We start from the raw sequence: 18,621 nt of genomic DNA, 5'->3' as shown, positions 1-18,621 counted from the left end.
ATGCCCATCCTCACCACCTACAGCACCCCCGTTCTTGAAGAGTGGGTCGATTACAACGGCCATTTGCGGGACGCGTTTTACCTGCTGATTTTCAGCTATGCCACCGATGGGCTGATGGACCACCTGGGACTCGACAGCCAGAATCGCGAAGCCAGCGGCCATTCGCTGTTCACCCTGGAAGTGCACATGAACTACCTGCACGAAGTGAAGCTCGGCGCCCGGGTCGAAGTGCGCACCCAGATCATCGGCCATGATAAAAAGCGCCTGCATCTTTATCACAGCCTGCACCTGATCGGCGAAGAGCAAACCCTGGCCGGCAATGAGCAAATGCTGCTGCATGTCGACCTTGCAGGCCCGCACTCGGCACCGTTCAGCGAACATTCACTGGCGTTGTTGCAGGCAATAGAAACCCGCCAGGGAGACCTGCCCAAACCGGCTTATGTGGGCCGGGTGATCGGTTTGCCCGGCACCGCCAGGGCATGAAAAAAGCCCCGGACCTGCCGTGACAGGTTCGGGGCTAACTCTGTGTGATGCCGAGAGGGTGACCAAACCATCGACGATGCCGCGAAAGTCAGTGTGCACAGCCCAGTGCACCGGCACTTAGCCGAAAACGACCTGCGCTTAGGCATCCCGGACATATCGTCAGACCGCCCCTTGCCCCCTTGACCAAGCCGTACCAGAATCGAGTTCGATCGCGCCTCTGTAGAAGGATAAAAAAATGATGCACGCGGATTTGATTGATGAGCAAGACCTGCTGGGCCAACTGCGCTCACTGGGGTTTGAGGTGTCTGGCAGCGCCGAGCAAGCCTGTACGACGGTGGTCTGTGGACTGAATGAAACCAATGCTCGCGCACTCAAGGGCCTGGTAGAAAAACTCTACACCGGCAGCGCGACCATTTTGCCGGCGGTGCGCCAGGCCATAGATCAACAGCTGCTGCCGGGGCTGGCGCAATTCAAGCAAAGCAAAATGGCCTGACCCCACCTCTGCCTGCCCCAACCTCTGCAGGAGCGAGCTTGCCTCGCGAGCTCTTCGCTGAAATGCTCGCGAGCAAGCTCGCGCCTGCAGAAGGCTTTGCGGCGTTACAGTCGTACGCTGGCAAAGGTCGATTCGTTGCGCGCCTGATTCAAGGCAGACATGGGGCCGGCCAGCGGCGTCATCAGCAGTGACTGCGGAATCGGGATCAGGGTTGTCTGTTGCGCGGTGTTGGAGCCCACTCGCTCATCCCGTGGCGGAATACCGAAATACTCGCGGTAACACTTGGAGAAATGCGGGGTAGAAACAAAGCCGCACACCGCTGCCACTTCAATGATCGACATGGGTGTCTGCTTGAGTAACTGCCGCGCCCGCACCAGCCTCAGCTTGAGGTAGTAACGCGATGGCGAGCAGTGCAAATACTTCTGAAACAGGCGCTCCAGCTGACGTCGCGATACGGTGACATACACCGCCAGCTCATCAAGGTCGATGGGCTCTTCGAGATTGGCCTCCATCAATGCCACGATTTCCTGCAGCTTGGGCTGGTTGGTGCCAAGCATGTGCTTGAGCGGCACCCGCTGATGGTCCTGTTCGTTGCGAATGCGTTCATACACAAACATTTCCGAAATGGCCGCCGACAGCTCACGGCCATGATCGCGGCTGATCAGGTGCAGCATCATGTCCAGCGGTGCGGTACCGCCCGAACTGGTAAAGCGGCTGCGGTCGAGGGTAAACAGGCGGGTACTCATGGCGACCCGCGGAAAGGCTTCCTGCATGGAGGCCAGACATTCCCAGTGCACGCTGCAATCAAAGCCGTCCAGCAGACCGGCGTAGGCCAGGGCCCAGCTGCCGGTGCATACGGCGCCCAGACGGCGCGATTGGCGCGCCTGGCTTTGCAACCATGAAACGTGCTCGCGGGTAACAGTGCGTTGAATACCGATACCGCCGCAAACAATCACCATGTCCAGTGCCGGGGCCTTGTACATGCTTGCATCGGGGGTTACTTGCAGGCCGTCGCTGGCCCATACCTGACTGCCATCTGCGGTGAGGGTGCTCCAGCGATACAACTCGCGACCGGACAGCTGATTGGCCATGCGCAAGGGTTCTATCGCGGAAGCCAGGGAAATGAGCGTGAAATTGTCCAGCAGCAGAAAGCCGATGGATTGAGGCGTACGGTTCTGGGGTTGAACCCCGGAGTTGAACGACGTCATCGCGATATCTCCTCACACAATGCGGGTGATGGCCCCAGGCACAGGCTCTTGTTATTGCCCTCGTTTGACGGGGCTTTGCAATCACAACGCAAATGCCATGCCTAAACTTGAATGACCATTCAACTAAGCCTGAAAACGACGTCGCAATGTGTCTGCGCGGGTATTGACCAAACCGCTGACAAGCATTGTTTAAAAGGACCCGACACGCACAGCCCGGCGCTTTTGAGCACATTGGTAGCACTTGTGGGAAGGCGGCAGAAACAGAGCCGTGACGGAATGTCACCAAGCGCACGAATGCGCCAAAAGAGATCGGTGTGCGCTGAAACAGCGCGCGAAAAACCTGACTACAAACCTGTAGGAGCGAGCTTTTGATCTTGAAAGCTCGCGAGCAAGCTCGCTCCTACAGGAGGGGGGGGGCGACCCAGTCATCCGCCGCTCAGCACTCCACCGCGCTGACGGCCAGCCCGCCCCGTGAGGTCTCTTTGTATTTGTCGTGCATGTCGGCACCCGTGTCGCGCATGGTGCGGATCACCCGGTCCAGCGAGATAAAGTGCTGGCCATCGCCACGCAAGGCCATTTGGGCCGCATTGATGGCTTTGACTGCAGCGATGGCGTTGCGCTCGATACAGGGCACTTGCACCAGCCCGCCCACCGGGTCACAGGTCAGGCCCAGGTTGTGCTCCAGACCGATTTCGGCCGCGTTGCACAGTTGCTCGGGGGTGGCACCCAGGATTTGCGCCAGCCCGGCGGCGGCCATGGCGCAGGCTGAACCGACCTCGCCCTGGCACCCCACTTCGGCCCCGGAAATGGAGGCGTTCTTTTTGCACAGAATGCCGATCGCCGCCGCGCTTAATAAATAGTCAACCACATGGGCTTCGCTGACCTCGTCGCTGAATTTCATGAAGTAGTGCAGTACCGCCGGGATGATGCCCGCCGCGCCGTTGGTGGGCGCCGTGACCATGCGCCCGCCCGCTGCGTTTTCTTCGTTGACCGCCAGTGCAAACAGGTTGACCCACTCCATGGCGCTGAGGGTCGAGCCGATGACATTGGGTTTGCCCAATTCCTGCAAGCTGCGGTGCAGGCGCGCCGCGCGGCGACGCACATGCAAACCGCCGGGCAGGATGCCTTCATGCTTCAGCCCCTGCTCCACGCAGTCCTGCATGGCGCGCCAGAGCTTGATCAGGCCACAGCGGATCTCCTCTTCACTGCGCCATGTGCGTTCATTGGCCATCATCAGGGCCGCCACGCTCAGGTGATGTCTGGCGCACAGTTCGAGCAGCTCGCCAGCGCTGGAGAAGTCATAGGGCAACAGGGTCCGGTCCATGTCCAGCACACCGCTGGCCGCTTGCGCAGCGTCCACCACAAAGCCGCCGCCCACTGAGTAATAGCTGTCGCGATGCAGCTCGCCCTGTTCACTGGCGGCGACCAGCGTCATGGCATTGGGATGAAACGGCAGGTTTTCGTCGATCAGGCGCATGTCTTGCGCCCACTCGAACGGGACTGGCAGATAACCGTCCAGTAGCAGGGTCCGGGTCTCGCGCAACTGTTCGATGCGTTCGCCAATGCAGGCCGGGTCGATGACGTCCGGCCATTCGCCCATCAGGCCCATGATCACTGCATTGTCGCTGCCATGGCCGATCCCGGTGGCAGACAACGAGCCATAAAGCTGCACTTCGATACGCCGTACCTGTTGCAGCTGGCCGCGTTCGCGCAAGCCCTGCACAAACAGCGCCGCCGCCCGCATGGGCCCGACCGTGTGGGAGCTGGAGGGACCGATGCCGATCTTGAACAGGTCAAACACGCTGATAGCCATGAGCACAAAGCCTCGGGGGTGAATGCCCGCACTATGGGCGGTTTTCAATCAGCTAAAACGTCCAGCTACGACCCGGCTTTGCCTGCCAGCGCCCTCGCCGTTTTATACGGTGCAGACAGCTGGAAAAGGCAGTTTCAGCAGCGGAATTTTCCATATACGACCTCCCAAGTACCAGATACGACCCTCCCTGTACTGGATGCGACGCACCCTGTAGGCGTTTGAATTTCACTGTTACATGATCAGTCTCGACTCGATTGCCAGATGCGCGGCCAAACCCCTGCCGGGCATCGCCCAACCGCAACTGATACGTGCGGCTTTTCGATTCGGAAACCGCCACCCAGACACCCAGGAGTCGTTCCATGAAACATTCCCCGTCGCTGTTGCTGGCTGCACTGTTGAGTCTGCCCGTGATCGTCCAGGCTGCCGAGCCGGCGCAATGCAGCACCGTTAACTTCTCGGATGTCGGCTGGACCGACATCACCGTCACCACCGCCGTCACCAGCGAGGTGCTCAAGGCCCTCGGTTACAAAACCAAAACCACCATGATTTCAGTACCCGTCACCTACAAGTCACTGGCCGATGGCAAGAACATGGACGTGTTTCTGGGCAACTGGATGCCCACCATGGAAAACGACATCAAGGCTTACCGCGATGCCGGAACGGTGGAGACCGTACGGGCCAATCTGGAGAACGCCAAATACACCCTGGCCGTGCCCGAAGCGCTGTATGACAAGGGTTTGAAAGACTTCTCCGACCTGCCCAGATTCAAGAAGGAACTGGACGGCAAAATCTACGGCATCGAACCCGGCAACGATGGCAATCGCATGATCCAGACCATGATCGACAAAAACGCCTTCGGCCTTAAGGACGCAGGCTTCAAGGTGGTGGAGTCGAGCGAAGCCGGAATGCTGTCACAAGTCGATCGCGCCCAGCGCCGTGGCACCGAGGTGGTGTTTCTGGGCTGGGAACCGCACCCGATGAACACCCGTTTCAAGATGAAATACCTCACCGGTGGCGATGAGTTCTTCGGCCCCAATTATGGTCAGGCAACCATCTACACCAACACCCGCAAGGGCTACACCCAGGAATGCCCGAACGTCGGCCAGTTGCTGAAGAATCTGGTGTTCACCCTGGACATGGAAAGCACCCTGATGGGCAAGGTGCTCGATGACAAGACCAAACCGGACGTGGCGGCCAGAGCCTGGCTTAAACAGAACCCGCAAGTGCTCGACACCTGGCTGGCGGGCGTGACCACTATCGACGGCAAGCCGGGCCTTGAGGCCGTCAAGGCCAGTCTCGCGAAGTAAGCTCGGGCGCCGGGCGGCACGCTCGCCCGGCTCCGTTTCAATTCCCCTGCATGCGGACGTTCACTACCATGCTGATTGATCACAAGATCCCTCTGGGCGAGTACATCGCCAGCTTCGTCGACTGGCTGACCAAACACGGCGCCAGCACCTTCGACGCCATTGCGCTGACGCTGGAAACCATGATCCATGGCGTGACGTTCGCGCTGACCTGGTTCAACCCCTTTGTGTTTATCGGACTGATTGCACTGCTCGCGCACTTTATTCAACGCAAGTGGGGGCTGACGGTGTTTGTGGCACTGTCGTTTCTGCTGATCCTCAATCTGGGGTACTGGCAAGAGACCATGGAAACCCTGGCGCAGGTGCTGTTCGCCACCTTTGTCTGCGTGATCATCGGGGTGCCGCTGGGCATTCTGGCGGCGCACAAACCCATGTTCTACACCTTCATGCGCCCGGTGCTGGACTTGATGCAGACCGTGCCGACCTTCGTTTACCTGATCCCGACCCTGACCCTGTTCGGGCTGGGTGTGGTGCCGGGACTGATCTCTACCGTGGTCTTTGCCATTGCCGCGCCGATTCGCCTGACCTACCTGGGGATTCGCGATGTACCCCATGAACTGCTCGATGCCGGCAAGGCCTTTGGCTGTTCGCGCCGCCAGCTGCTCACACGCATCGAACTGCCCCATGCCATGCCCAGCATCGCGGCCGGGATTACCCAATGCATCATGCTGTCGCTGTCGATGGTGGTGATTGCTGCCCTGGTGGGTGCCGACGGCCTGGGCAAACCGGTGGTCAACGCACTGAACACCGCAGACATCGCCCTGGGCTTTGAGGCCGGGCTGGCAATTGTATTGCTGGCGATCATGCTCGACCGGATCTGCAAGCAGCCGGAAGCCAAGAAAGGAGCTGACGCATGAGCATTATCCGCTTCGACAAGGTTGACGTTATCTTTGCCAAAGATCCGCGCGAGGCCCTGGGCCTGCTGGACCAAGGGCTGTCACGGGATCAGATCCTGAAAAAGACCGGGCAGATTGTCGGCGTCGAGAGCGCCAGCCTGGACATCGACAAAGGCGAAATCTGCGTGCTGATGGGTTTGTCCGGCTCGGGTAAATCCAGCTTGCTGCGCTGTATCAACGGGCTTAACACCGTAAGCCGTGGCCAGTTGTATGTGGAGCATGAAGGCAAGCAGATCGATATCGCATCCTGCACCCCGGCCGAACTGAAAATGATGCGCACCCAGCGCATCGCCATGGTGTTTCAAAAGTTCGCCCTGATGCCATGGCTGACCGTACGCGAAAACATCAGTTTTGGTCTGGAGATGCAGGGCCGGCCCGAGAAGGAACGCCGCGCGCTGGTGGACGAAAAGCTGGAGCTGGTGGGCCTGACCCAGTGGCGCAACAAAAAGCCGGATGAACTGAGCGGCGGCATGCAGCAGCGGGTCGGCCTGGCCCGGGCACTGGCCATGGACGCCGATATTTTGCTGATGGATGAACCCTTCTCGGCACTGGACCCGCTGATTCGCCAGGGCTTGCAGGACGAATTGCTGGAGCTACAGCGCAAGCTCAGCAAGACCATTGTGTTTGTCAGCCACGATCTGGACGAAGCCCTGAAACTGGGGAGCCGCATCGCGATCATGAAAGACGGCAAGATCATTCAGTACAGCAAACCTGAAGAAATCGTGCTCAACCCGGCAGACGACTATGTGCGTACCTTCGTCGCCCATACCAACCCCCTGAACGTACTGTGCGGGCGCAGCCTGATGCGCACGCTGGACAACTGCAAACGCATCAACGGCTCGGTGTGCATAGATCCGGGGGACGACTCGTGGATTGATCTGGCAGAAGGCAACACCATCAAGGGCGTGCGCCAGGGTGCCAGCAACGTGGACTTGCAGCACTGGAGCCATGGGCAGGCAGTGGAAGGACTGGGGCGTGGCCCGACCCTGGTGGACTCGGGAATCGGCATGCGCGACGCGCTGCAAATCCGTTATCAGACCGGCAACAAGCTGGTGCTGCACGACAATCAGAAAGTGGTGGGGATACTCGGCGATACCGAGCTGTATCACGCGCTGCTGGGCAAAAACCTGGGCTAGGTGCCCGTAACTGACCTTGTAGGAGCGAGCTTGCTCGCGAGCTGTTCAAACCGGCTCGCGAACAGGCCCGCTCCTGCAGGAGGGACGTTAATTTAGCTGTAAACCCGCCCAAGGAGCTGGCGATGGCTTTCAAACTGGTCGAGCACGTCACGGCTGATTTGCTCTGGGGTGAAGCCCATCAGGTCGTATTCCTGGCTGCCGTTATGCAAATACACTTCAGCCCGGTAGTAACGGTTGCGCACTTCATCCTGACCAGACTCGCCCGGTGCCGCCATGTAGCCGTCCAGGCTGACTTCGTAGACAAACGGGTTGCCTTCTTCCATCTCGACCCGCACGCCCATGCAACGCTTGGCTTTACCCAGCAGGGTCTGTACATCAAAGCCTTGGGCACGCAGTTGCGTGGCGGCTTCTTCCAGTGCCGGAGTCACGTGCTTGTCCATAAAGCGCTGCACCACTGCCTGGGTCGGCTGCAGGTCCTGGGCGGTCAAACGCTCGCTGAAAAAGCCGCTGCGACCACGGGCCGCCAGTTCAGCCTGTTCCTGTTCCATCTGGGTGTCCTGGCGCATCGCTTTGTGCAGGCCGAACATGAACAGGATCAGCACCACCGAGAACGGCAGGCCGGCCAGCACCACCATGGTTTGCATGGCGGCAAAGTTACCGGCAAACAACAGACCGATGGTCACCAGGGTAATCACCACCGACCAGAAGATGCGCAACCAGTGCGGGGCGTCTTCATCCACATCGCCGCCTTTGCAGGACAGGTTGGCCATCATTACCGCACCGGAATCCGCCGGGGTCAGGAACAGTACAAAGCCGACAAAGATCGACACGCCGATCACGATTTTCGAGGCAGGGTAGTGCTCAAGCAGTTGGTAAATTGCCATCGACGGCTGTTCGAGCGCCGTTTTACCCAACTCCACCGCCCCCTGGTTAACCACCAGGTCCAGGGCCGAGTTACCGAAGATCGACAACCAGGCCAGGGTGAAGCCCAACGGAATCAGCAATACGCCCGCTACCAGTTCACGCACGGTCCGCCCGCGGGAAATACGCGCAATGAACATGCCGACGAACGGGGCCCAGGAAATCCACCAGGCCCAGTAGAACAGGGTCCACAGACCCAACCAGCCTTCGGTCTTCTTGGTGTCGCCTTCATAGACATACAGGTCGAAGGTTTTCATGACGATACCGTTGAGGTAGTCGCCGGTGTTTTGCACAAAGCCGTTGAGCAGGTGCAGGGTCGGGCCGAACAACAGCACGAAAATCAGCAAGCCACTGAACAGCACGATGTTCAGGTTGGACAGACGGCGAATGCCGTTCTCAACGCCCGAGACCGCCGCGATGGTGGCCACGGTGCTCATCACGATGATCACGATCAGCAAGTTGGTGTTGCTGTGCTCCATGCCGAACAGGTTCTCAAGCCCCGACGACACTTGCATCGAGCCAATGCCCAGGTTGGTCACCAGGCCAAGCAACGTCACGAACATGCCGAAGCCGTCTACTGCGTGGCCCGCAGCGCCTTTGACCCAGCGTTCACCCATCAACGGATACAACGCCGAGCGCAGGGCCAGCGGCTGGTTGTGACGATAGGCGAAGTAAGCCACGGCCAGACCGACCAGTGCGTAAATCGCCCAGCCGTGCAGACCCCAGTGCAGGAAAGTCAGTTGCAGCGCCTGGCGCGCGGCCTCGTGGCTGCCCGATACCCCTTCAGGCGGGTTGAAGTAGTGATCCAGGGGCTCGGAAGCGCCGAAATACAACAGCGAAATACCGATGCCGGACGAGAACAGCATCCCGGCCCAGGCGCCGTAGCTGAAGTCGGGGGTGTCTTGCTTGGTCCCCAGTTTCAGCTTGCCATAGGACGAAAACGCCAGCCCCACGACGAAAATCAGGTAAGCGGCGATCACCACCATGTAGTACCAGCCGAAACTGCGCGACAGCCATTCCTGGGCAACACCCAGTACGCGGCCTGCTTCTTCGGGGGCGATGATCAAAATGGCAGTCAGCAACAATATCAAGGCAGTGGAGGTGTAAAACACCCAACCGTTGACCGTCACCTTTTGCGGTGGGGTCTTTATAAGAGAAGCAGAACTCATGGCACGGATGCTCCAGGCAGCGCGAGAGAAAGACTTGAGGCTACGCACCACTCGACCAAACGCTTAGATAGCGACCAACGGTCGAGTGATATAAAGACACCGCTAAAAAAACCGGACCCGCCCGGACCCTGCTGTTTCTGTAGGAGCGAGCCTGCTCGCGAGCTTTTTAATCGCGTTACAGGGCTCGCGAGCAAGCTCGCTCCTACACAAAACCGGGGTTCCAGCGATGTTTGCTGTGTCGTTTTGCGCCATTGATGCCCAGGCAAACGGCATAAATCGCGACGATTTGTCGCAGAGCTTATTCTTTGTTGATTGAACGTTCAATCAAAACAAAATAGACTGGTCTTCGCTCAGTGATCGATTTGCACTGCTCGCAGGCCCAAGGAGATTTGCAAGATGCCAAAGGTCGGGATGCAACCCATACGCCGCCAGCAGTTGATCGAAGCCACGTTAACGGCAGTCGATCAGGTCGGGATGGCCGATGCCAGCATTGCGCTGATTGCCCGTTTGGCCGGTGTGTCGAATGGCATCATCAGTCACTACTTTCGCGACAAGAACGGTCTGATTGCCGCCACCATGCGGTACTTGATGAACGTCTTGATCGACAACGTCACCGCCCGCCGCCAGGCGCTGAGCGATGACAGCCCCAGGGCTCACCTGCAGGTAATCGTTGAAGGCAACTTTGACGCCAGCCAGGTCAGTGGCCCGGCAATGAAAACCTGGCTGGCCTTTTGGGCCGCCAGCATGCACCAACCGTCTTTGCACAGATTGCAGCGGATCAACGATCACCGCTTGTACTCCAATCTGTGCTGCCAGTTCCGCCGGGTTTTGCCGCAGGCCCAAGCCCGCAATGCAGCACGGGGCCTGGCAGCTCTCATCGATGGTCTATGGTTGCGGGGTGCCCTGTCGGGAGACGCTTTCGACACCGAACAGGCACAACGCATCTGCTACGAATACATGGATCTACAACTGGCGAAAAAGGTGAGTTAGGCCTCAATCAATGCTTAACCCCTGAACTGTCGTGAATCTGAGTTGCCCCAGTTAGATGGCATCCAGGTTCACGATGAACGCCAACCACTTATGCACTTGCGAGGATTTTATGGCCCGTTTCGAACTGCAAAAACTCTACATCGACGGCGGCTACACCGACGCCAGCAGCGATGCAACCTTCGATGCCATCAACCCGGCTAACGGCGAAGTCCTTGCGCAAGTGCAACGTGCGACTAAAGAAGACGTTGAGCGCGCTGTTGTCAGCGCCGAAAAAGGCCAGAAAATCTGGGCTGCCATGACTGCCGTGGAGCGTTCGCGCATCCTGCGCCGGGCCGTGGACATCCTGCGCGAGCGCAACGATGAACTGGCTGCCCTGGAAACCCTGGACACCGGCAAGTCGTACTCCGAAACCCGTTACGTGGACATCGTGACCGGTGCCGACGTACTGGAATACTACGCAGGCCTGGTGCCCGCCATTCAGGGCGAGCAGATCCCGCTGCGCGACACTTCGTTCGTTTACACCCGTCGCGAGCCGCTGGGCGTTGTGGCCGGTATCGGCGCATGGAACTACCCGATCCAGATCGCTTTGTGGAAATCCGCACCGGCACTGGCCGCCGGTAACGCGATGATCTTCAAGCCAAGTGAAGTCACTTCCCTGACCACCTTGAAACTGGCCGAGATCTACACCGCTGCCGGCGTACCGGACGGCGTGTTTAACGTACTGACCGGCAGCGGCCGCGAAGTCGGCACCTGGCTGACCGAGCATCCGCGCATCGAGAAAATCTCGTTCACCGGCGGCACCGACACCGGCAAGAAAGTTACCTCCAGCGCCACCAGCTCTTCGCTCAAAGAAGTGACCATGGAACTGGGCGGCAAGTCGCCGCTGATCATTTTTGACGACGCCGACCTGGATCGCGCGGCTGACACCGCGATGATGGCCAACTTCTACAGCTCGGGCCAGGTGTGCACCAACGGCACCCGCGTGTTCGTCCCGACCGCACTGAAAGCAGCGTTCGAAGCCAAGATTCTGGAGCGCGTTGCCCGTATTCGTATCGGCAACCCGGAAGACGAAAACACCAACTTCGGTCCGCTGGTCAGCTTTGCTCATATGGAAAGCGTGCTGGGCTACATTGCCAAGGGCAAGGAAGAAGGCGCCCGCCTCCTGTGCGGCGGCGAACGTCTGACCCAGGGTGACCTGGCCAAGGGCGCATTCGTGGCACCGACCGTGTTCACCGACTGCACCGATGAGATGACCATCGTCAAAGAAGAAATCTTTGGCCCGGTGATGAGCATCCTCACCTACGACACCGAAGAAGAAGTGATCCGTCGCGCCAACGATACCGAGTTCGGCCTGGCTGCCGGTGTCGTGACCAAAGACCTGAACCGCGCCCACCGCGTGATTCATCAGCTGGAAGCGGGCATTTGCTGGATCAATGCCTGGGGCGAGTCCGACGCAAAAATGCCGGTAGGCGGCTACAAGCAGTCGGGTATTGGCCGCGAAAACGGTATCAGCTCCCTGGCGCAGTACACCCAGATCAAATCGGTACAGGTTGAGTTGGGCGATTACGTTTCGGTGTTCTAAGCCAGCGCCCCCAGCGCCGGCACGCCAGCTCCCACGCACCTTGTGGGAGCCCGGCTTGCCGGCGATCGAGGGCAAAGCGCTCGCCATGACCTGACCAACTTCAAAGAGGGTGCATTTTATGTCCCAAGAATTCGATTACATCATCATTGGTGCCGGCTCTGCCGGTAACACCCTGGCGACCCGTCTGACTGAAGACGAAGGCGTCACCGTGCTGCTGCTCGAAGCAGGCGGCCCGGACTACCGTTTAGATTTCCGGACCCAGATGCCCGCGGCTCTGGCGTTTCCGCTGCAAGGCCGTCGCTACAACTGGGCCTTTGAAACCGATCCGGAACCCCACATGGACAACCGCCGCATGGAATGTGGCCGTGGCAAAGGTCTGGGCGGTTCTTCCCTGATCAACGGCATGTGCTACATCCGTGGCAACGCGATGGACTACGACGGCTGGGCAAAACTGCCAGGCCTCGAAGACTGGGATTACCTGAACTGCCTGCCGTACTTCCGTAAAGCGGAAACCCGCGACATCGGCGCCAACGATTACCACGGCGGTGATGGCCCGGTCAGCGTGACTACGCCAAAAGCGGGGAACAACGTGTTGTTCCACGCCATGGTTGAAGCCGGCGTACAGGCAGGCTACCCGCGTACCGAAGACCTGAACGGCTACCAGCAGGAAGGTTTCGGCCCGATGGACCGCACCGTCACGCCAAACGGTCGTCGTGCCAGTACCGCTCGCGGTTACCTGGACACCGCCAAGCAGCGTTCGACCCTGACCATCGTCACCCACGCCCTGACCGACAAGATCGAGTTTGAAGGCAAGCGTGCGGTTGGCGTTTCCTACATGGTCGGCGACAGCGACACCCGCATTCTGGCCAAGGCCCGTAAAGAAGTGCTGCTGTGCAGCGGCGCGATCGGTTCGCCAACCGTGCTGCAACGCTCCGGCGTCGGCCCGGCCGAACTGCTCAACAGCCTCGATATCCCGGTGGTTCACGACCTGCCGGGCGTCGGCCAGAACCTGCAGGACCACCTGGAGCTGTATCTGCAATACGCATGCACCCAGCCGGTTTCGCTGTACCCGTCCTTGCTGTGGTACAACCAGCCGGCCATCGGTGCCGAGTGGTTGTTCCTGGGCAAAGGCATCGGCGCCAGCAACCAGTTCGAAGCAGGCGGTTTTATCCGTACCCGCGAAGAGTTCGAATGGCCGAACATCCAGTACCACTTCCTGCCGGTTGCGATTAACTACAACGGCAGCAACGGTGTGAAAGAGCACGGTTTCCAGGCACACATGGGTTCCATGCGTTCGCCGAGCCGGGGCCGGATCAACGTCAAGTCCAAGGACCCGCGCGAGTACCCGAGCATCCTGTTCAACTACATGGCGGCCGAGCAGGACTGGCAGGAATTCCGTGACGGCATCCGCCTGACCCGGGAAATCATGCAGCAACCGGCTCTGGACGCTTACCGTGGCCGTGAAATCAGCCCGGGTATCGACAAGCAGACTGACGAAGAGCTGGACACCTTTATCCGTGAACACGCGGAAACGGCGTTCCACCCTTCCTGCTCGTGCAAGATGGGTACCGACGAAATGGCCGTAGTGGACGGCGAAGGCCGGGTGCATGGCATGCAGGGTCTGCGGGTAGTCGATGCGTCGATCATGCCGCTGATCACCACCGGCAACCTCAACGCACCAACGATCATGATCGCCGAGAAAATCGCCGACAAGATCCGTGGTCGTGCGCCACTGCCGCGCAGCACAGCCAGCTACTACGTTGCAGGCGATGCACCGGTACGCGGCAAGCCGCTGCGTGATGTGAGCCGTACCGCGCAGTAACCGCGATTGCGATTGAGCCCGTTCCTGCTGCTGTGGGAGCGGGCTTGCCCGCTATAGCATTACCTCGATTTGCCTGAAGTACCGGGTCGTGCGCATCACGGGCAAGCCCGCTCCCGCAACCGCTGCAGTTTCATCCCTCCCCGCTTGTCCCGGCCTCAACGCAGGCCTACTCTAGTGCCTCGCTTCAGTTCCCAAACCCAAGCTTCGATACACTTTCCGATGTTCGGAGGTCTGTGCATGTTCGATTTCTACCCTCAGCTCAAGCAGCGCTTTGCCGCGTTGCGCACCCGGGCCGAGTTCTTTTCGTTGCGTTATGTGCGCGAGTCCGGGCAACACCTGTCGGTACGCAAGAACGTTGCAGAACCTCCTGCCTTCAGTCACGACCAGGGCGCGATGCTGACCGTGCGGGTCAAGGGCGTTGAAGCCTATGCCGCCACCAACGACCTGTCACAGGCCGGTTTGCAGGCCGCCCTGGATCGTGCCGAGGCCCAGGCCCGCCTGATCACGCCCCACGCGTTGCTCGACCTGACCCTGGAACCGGTATCCCCGGAACGCGCCGACTATTACTCGCCCGATCTGGACCAGACATTCCCGTCCCTCAGCCAGTGCTTTGAGCTGCTGGGCGCCGAGTCGGCAGCCGTGCCCAAAGACCCGCGACTGGTGAGCTGGGACGTGTCCCTGGGACTCAACCACGTCGAGCAGATTTATCTCAACAGCGCCGGCGCCGAGTTGCGCCGGGCCCAGCGCTTCGTGTTTCCGGGCATGAGCGTCACCGCCTATGACGGCAATGACAGCCAGACCCGCAGCCTGGGCCGGGAAAACTTTGGCCAGCAAGGCGGCGTGGATGTGATTGGCCGCTGCGGCTTGATCGGCGCCGCGCCCCAGGTCGCCGAGCAAGCCCTGCAGTTGCTGCTTGCGCCCAACACGCCCCAGGGCCAGCGCGACCTGCTGTTGCTGCCCGACCAGATGATTCTGCAGATTCACGAGTCCATCGGCCACCCGCTGGAGCTTGACCGCATTCTGGGCGACGAGCGCAATTACGCGGGCACCAGCTTCGTCAAGGCCGGTGACTTCGGCAACCTGCAATACGGCTCCAGGCTGCTCAACGTGACCTTCGACCCGACCATTGCCGAGCAGTTGGCCAGCTACAGCTTTGACGACGACGGTACCCCGGCGCACAAGGAGTTCCTGATCCGTGAAGGTTTGCTGCTGCGGCCTTTGGGCGGAGCGCTGTCGCAATTTCGCGCAGGTCTCGACGGCGTAGCCAACAGCCGCGCCTGCAGCTGGAATCGTCCACCGATAGACCGTATGGCCAACCTCAATATCGAACCCGGCGACCAGTCGATGGCGCAACTGATTGGCAATATCGAAAACGGAATCCTGATGGCCACCAACCGCTCATGGTCGATTGACGATGCGCGCAACAAATTCCAGTTCGGCTGCGAATGGGGTCAGTTGATCGAAAACGGTGAACTCAAGGGCGTGGTCAAGAACCCCAACTACCGCGGTATCTCCGAGCAGTTCTGGCGCAACCTGAGCGCCGTGGGCGACGCCAGCACGTTCAAGGTGCTGGGTACCCCCAACTGCGGCAAAGGCGAACCCAATCAGGTGATCCGGGTGGGCCATGCATCCCCGGCCTGCGTGTTCAGTAATATCGACGTGTTTGGAGGCGATGCCTGATGAGTACCCCAATGAGTCAGGCCGGGCAGTTCAAGGCACTGGTGCAGTGGCTGCGCGATGCGCTGCGCAGTCCCGAGCAATTCACCCTGGACTACAATGCCGAAGCCTCGGAATTTATTCGTTTCAACAAGGGCAAGGTACGCCAGGCAGGGCTGGTGCAGCAGGCGAGCCTGAGCCTGAAGCTGATCGACAACGGGCGTCACGCTGACGTCAGCATCACCCTCGCCGGTGAACTGGCGGTCGATCAGCAGCGCTTGTCCGAAGCACTGCAACAATTGCGCGACACCCTGCCCCTGCTGCCGGTTGATCCCTGGCTGCTGCTCAACCCCGAGCCGTGGCAAAGCCACAATGTGCAGGACCAGCCGTTGCCGGACACCGCCCGGGTGCTGGAGGAAATCCGCCGCGCCGCCGAGGGCATCGATCTGGTGGGCTTTTATGCCAGCGGCCCGATCAGCTATGGCTACGCCAGCTCCGAAGGCGCACTGGGCTGGCATCAGGCCAACAGTTTCAATTTTGACTGGAGCCTGTTCCACAGCAACGGCCAGGCGGTCAAAGCCAGCTACGCCGGGGCCGACTGGGACAGCGAGGGCTTTGCCCGGCGCATGCAATCGGCCCGCGAACAGCTGGCCTATCTGGATCGTCCGTTGCATGCCCTGGCACCCGGCGAATACCGTGCTTATCTGGCTCCGGCGGCACTGGAAGAAGTGATGAGCATGTTGAGCTGGGGTGGTTTTTCGGCCCAGGCCCTGGCCAGCAAGTACAGCCCGCTGCAAAAACTCTACGCCGGCGATGCGCAGCTGAGCCCGCTGGTGTCGCTGGACGAACAGGTCAGCCAGTCCCTGAGCCCGGCGTTTTCCGCTGAGGGTTATCCGCGCCAGGACCTGTCGCTGGTCAGGCACGGCAAGGCCAACCAGCAACTGGTGGGCTCGCGCAGTGCTGCCGAGTACGGCCTCGAGGTCAACGGCGCGCCCTGGGGTGAAGGGCCCAGCGCACTGGCGATGGCAGCGGGCAGCCTGGAACAGGCCGATATCCTCAAGCAGTTGGGTACCGGGCTATACATCAGCAACCTGTGGTACCTGAACTACTCCGACCAGTCGGCGGCACGCCTGACCGGCATGACGCGCTTCGCCACGTTCTGGGTGGAAAACGGCGAAATCAAGGCACCGGTCAACACCATGCGCTTTGATGACAGCGTCTATAGTCTGCTGGGTTCACAACTTGAAGCACTGACCGCAGAGCGCGAGCTGCTGTTGTCGGCCAGCACCTATGACCAGCGCCAGACCGCGTCAAACCTGTTGCCGGGGGCACTGGTAAAAAAACTGACATTGACGCTTTAACCCCCCTGCCCACTGTGGGAACCGGCTTGCCGGCGATTGGTGCAACCGGGCTTTCCTGACCATCGCCGGCAAGCCGGCTCCCACAGAGTGGGGCCAACCGGCCCCGCAGCGGGTTCTCGACTGTTCATAAAAAGAGGTCCTATGCCCGTACGTCCGGTTCTAAGTCCTGAAGTCCTTCGCTGGTTGCCCTGGGTAGTGGCCATCGCGTTTTTCATGCAGTCGCTCGACGGCACCATCCTCAATACCGCACTGCCCGACATGGCCAGCGACCTGAAAGAAAACCCGCTGCGCATGCAAGGCGTGATCGTCGCCTACATGCTTACCGTTGCACTGCTGATCCCGGCATCAGGCTGGATCGCCGACCGCTTCGGCACCAAAAAGATCTTCTTCAGCGCCATCCTCCTGTTCAGTTTCGGTTCGTTGCTGTGCGCGCTGTCCGGCACGCTCAACGAGCTGATCGGCGCACGTATCGTCCAGGGCCTGGGCGGTGCCTTGATGCTGCCCATCGGGCGACTGGTGGTGCTCAAGGCTTATCCGCGTTCGGAGCTGGTGCGGATCATGGGCTTTATCACCATCCCCGGTTTGCTCGGCCCCCTGATCGGGCCGACCATGGGCGGCTGGATGGTGCAGTACCTGAGCTGGCACTGGATTTTCCTGATCAACCTGCCCGTCGGAATGCTCGGCTGCTGGGCGGTCTGGCACTTCATCCCGGACCTGCGCGGCAGCGAGCGTACGCGCTTCGATACCCTGGGCTTTGTGCTGTTTGGCGCCGCGATGGTGTTTATCACCATTGCCATGGAAGGCCTGGGCGAATTGCACATGCCGCACCTGCGGGTGATGTTGCTGCTGTTCGCGGGGCTGGCGTGCCTGGCGGCCTATTGGCTGCGGGCAGGCAATATCAGCAACCCGCTGTTCTCGCCGGTGCTGTTTAAAACCAGGACCTTTGCCGTGGGTATATTGGGCAACCTGTTTGCCCGGCTCGGCAGCGGCGCCTTGCCGTTTCTGGTGCCGCTGCTGCTGCAGGTCGCCCTGGGCTATTCGCCGTCCCAGGCCGGGATGAGCATGCTGCCACTGGCGGCCGCCGCAATGCTGGCCAAGTGGGTGGCGCGGCCGCTGATCGAGCGCGTGGGCTATCGCACCGTGCTCACGACCAATACCTTTGCCCTGGGCCTGATGCTGGCCAGCATGGGCCTGGTCACCGAGCACACGCCGTACCCGCTGCTGCTGGGGATGCTGGCCGTTCTGGGCGCGATCAACTCGCTGCAATTCACGGCCATGAACACTGTGACCCTGATCGACCTCGACGACGCCAGCGCCAGCAGCGGCAACAGTTTGCTGTCGGTGGTCGCGCAGCTGTCCTTGAGCCTGGGTGTGGCGTGCGCCGGGGCCCTGCTCGGCGGTTTTACCGGCGATGGCGGCGATGAGGGGGTGGATACGGTACTTGGAGCATTCCAGCTGACCTTCCTGACAGTGGGCATCATGGCAATGCTGGCGGCCGCGATCTTCCTGCAGCTGTCACCCAAGGACGGGCGCAAGCCCAAGGCCAACTCGGAGCACGACCTGGAGCATTAAGAACGCAACACCTGTAGGAGCGAGCTTTTTAACAGCTCGCTCCTACAGAGTTGTCAGGGTTCAGATGACAACTCGTCCAGAATGTTCAGGCTAAGGGCATAGGGCTGTTACACTGCGCGACATTTTGTTTTGCAGGCCAGTCTCGTGACCACCAT

General features: G+C 60.2%; 14 protein-coding genes. 11 read left to right on the top strand and 3 right to left on the bottom strand.

Annotated features, from left to right (window positions below):
• A complete protein-coding gene (locus tag B195_RS01805) occupies positions 1 to 483 on the top strand; it encodes a thioesterase family protein (protein ID WP_004419565.1) in 483 nt (160 codons plus the stop codon).
• A 235-nt stretch (positions 484 to 718) separates the two neighbouring features.
• The gene (locus B195_RS01800; protein WP_004419567.1) at positions 719 to 976 is read left to right on the top strand and encodes a hypothetical protein; all 258 of its coding nucleotides are present in this window, start codon (positions 719 to 721) and stop codon (positions 974 to 976) included.
• Positions 977 to 1,080: 104 nt separating this feature from the next.
• Here the strand turns inward: B195_RS01800 and B195_RS01795 are convergent, their stop codons facing one another.
• Together B195_RS01795 and B195_RS01790 are read right to left on the bottom strand one after the other, a co-directional pair.
• Complete coding sequence (locus B195_RS01795) at positions 1,081 to 2,184, bottom strand: GlxA family transcriptional regulator (RefSeq protein ID WP_004419569.1); 1,104 nt, start codon at positions 2,182 to 2,184, stop codon at positions 1,081 to 1,083.
• A gap of 436 nt (positions 2,185 to 2,620) precedes the next feature.
• Positions 2,621 to 3,997: an L-serine ammonia-lyase gene (locus B195_RS01790; RefSeq protein WP_004419571.1), complete on the bottom strand. Its 1,377-nt coding sequence runs from the start codon at positions 3,995 to 3,997 to the stop codon at positions 2,621 to 2,623.
• A gap of 359 nt (positions 3,998 to 4,356) precedes the next feature.
• Between B195_RS01790 and B195_RS01785 the strand changes: the two genes are divergently transcribed.
• From B195_RS01785 to choV, 3 genes are all read left to right on the top strand, one after another.
• Positions 4,357 to 5,304 carry a choline ABC transporter substrate-binding protein gene (locus B195_RS01785; protein ID WP_004419573.1) on the top strand — a complete coding sequence of 316 codons (948 nt, stop codon included), beginning with the start codon at positions 4,357 to 4,359 and terminating at the stop codon, positions 5,302 to 5,304.
• A 68-nt stretch (positions 5,305 to 5,372) separates the two neighbouring features.
• A complete protein-coding gene (gene choW, locus B195_RS01780; protein ID WP_004419575.1) occupies positions 5,373 to 6,218 on the top strand; it encodes a choline ABC transporter permease subunit in 846 nt (281 codons plus the stop codon).
• Positions 6,215 to 7,393: a choline ABC transporter ATP-binding protein gene (choV, locus tag B195_RS01775; protein ID WP_004419578.1), complete on the top strand. Its 1,179-nt coding sequence runs from the start codon at positions 6,215 to 6,217 to the stop codon at positions 7,391 to 7,393. The genes choW and choV overlap by 4 nt, the downstream gene beginning before the upstream one ends.
• A gap of 92 nt (positions 7,394 to 7,485) precedes the next feature.
• Here choV and B195_RS01770 read toward each other — a convergent pair whose 3' ends face one another.
• A complete protein-coding gene (locus tag B195_RS01770) occupies positions 7,486 to 9,426 on the bottom strand; it encodes a BCCT family transporter (protein ID WP_232286863.1) in 1,941 nt (646 codons plus the stop codon).
• Between the two features lie 453 nt (positions 9,427 to 9,879).
• Here B195_RS01770 and betI point away from each other — a divergent pair, with 453 nt between their 5' ends.
• The 6 genes from betI to mdtD all read left to right on the top strand — a co-directional run bounded on the left by betI (position 9,880) and on the right by mdtD (position 18,466).
• Positions 9,880 to 10,473: a transcriptional regulator BetI gene (gene betI / locus B195_RS01765; protein WP_004419582.1), complete on the top strand. Its 594-nt coding sequence runs from the start codon at positions 9,880 to 9,882 to the stop codon at positions 10,471 to 10,473.
• Between the two features lie 109 nt (positions 10,474 to 10,582).
• The gene (gene betB, locus B195_RS01760; protein ID WP_004419584.1) at positions 10,583 to 12,055 is read left to right on the top strand and encodes a betaine-aldehyde dehydrogenase; all 1,473 of its coding nucleotides are present in this window, start codon (positions 10,583 to 10,585) and stop codon (positions 12,053 to 12,055) included.
• 118 nt (positions 12,056 to 12,173) lie between these two features.
• Positions 12,174 to 13,877, top strand: coding sequence for a choline dehydrogenase (betA, locus tag B195_RS01755; protein ID WP_004419586.1), 1,704 nt, complete (start codon positions 12,174 to 12,176; stop codon positions 13,875 to 13,877).
• 237 nt (positions 13,878 to 14,114) lie between these two features.
• A complete protein-coding gene (locus B195_RS01750) occupies positions 14,115 to 15,557 on the top strand; it encodes a TldD/PmbA family protein (RefSeq protein WP_004419588.1) in 1,443 nt (480 codons plus the stop codon).
• The gene (locus B195_RS01745; protein ID WP_037001653.1) at positions 15,557 to 16,894 is read left to right on the top strand and encodes a TldD/PmbA family protein; all 1,338 of its coding nucleotides are present in this window, start codon (positions 15,557 to 15,559) and stop codon (positions 16,892 to 16,894) included. Before B195_RS01750 ends, B195_RS01745 begins: the two co-directional genes overlap by 1 nt.
• Positions 16,895 to 17,035: 141 nt before the next feature.
• Positions 17,036 to 18,466: a multidrug transporter subunit MdtD gene (gene mdtD / locus B195_RS01740; RefSeq protein WP_004419591.1), complete on the top strand. Its 1,431-nt coding sequence runs from the start codon at positions 17,036 to 17,038 to the stop codon at positions 18,464 to 18,466.
• Positions 18,467 to 18,621: the final 155 nt, after the last annotated feature.

The organism is Pseudomonas sp. Lz4W (genome assembly GCF_000346225.2).
In the GTDB taxonomy this organism is placed as follows: Bacteria; Pseudomonadota; Gammaproteobacteria; order Pseudomonadales; family Pseudomonadaceae; genus Aquipseudomonas; species Aquipseudomonas paraversuta.
This window is presented reverse-complemented; position numbering and strand designations above follow the sequence as displayed.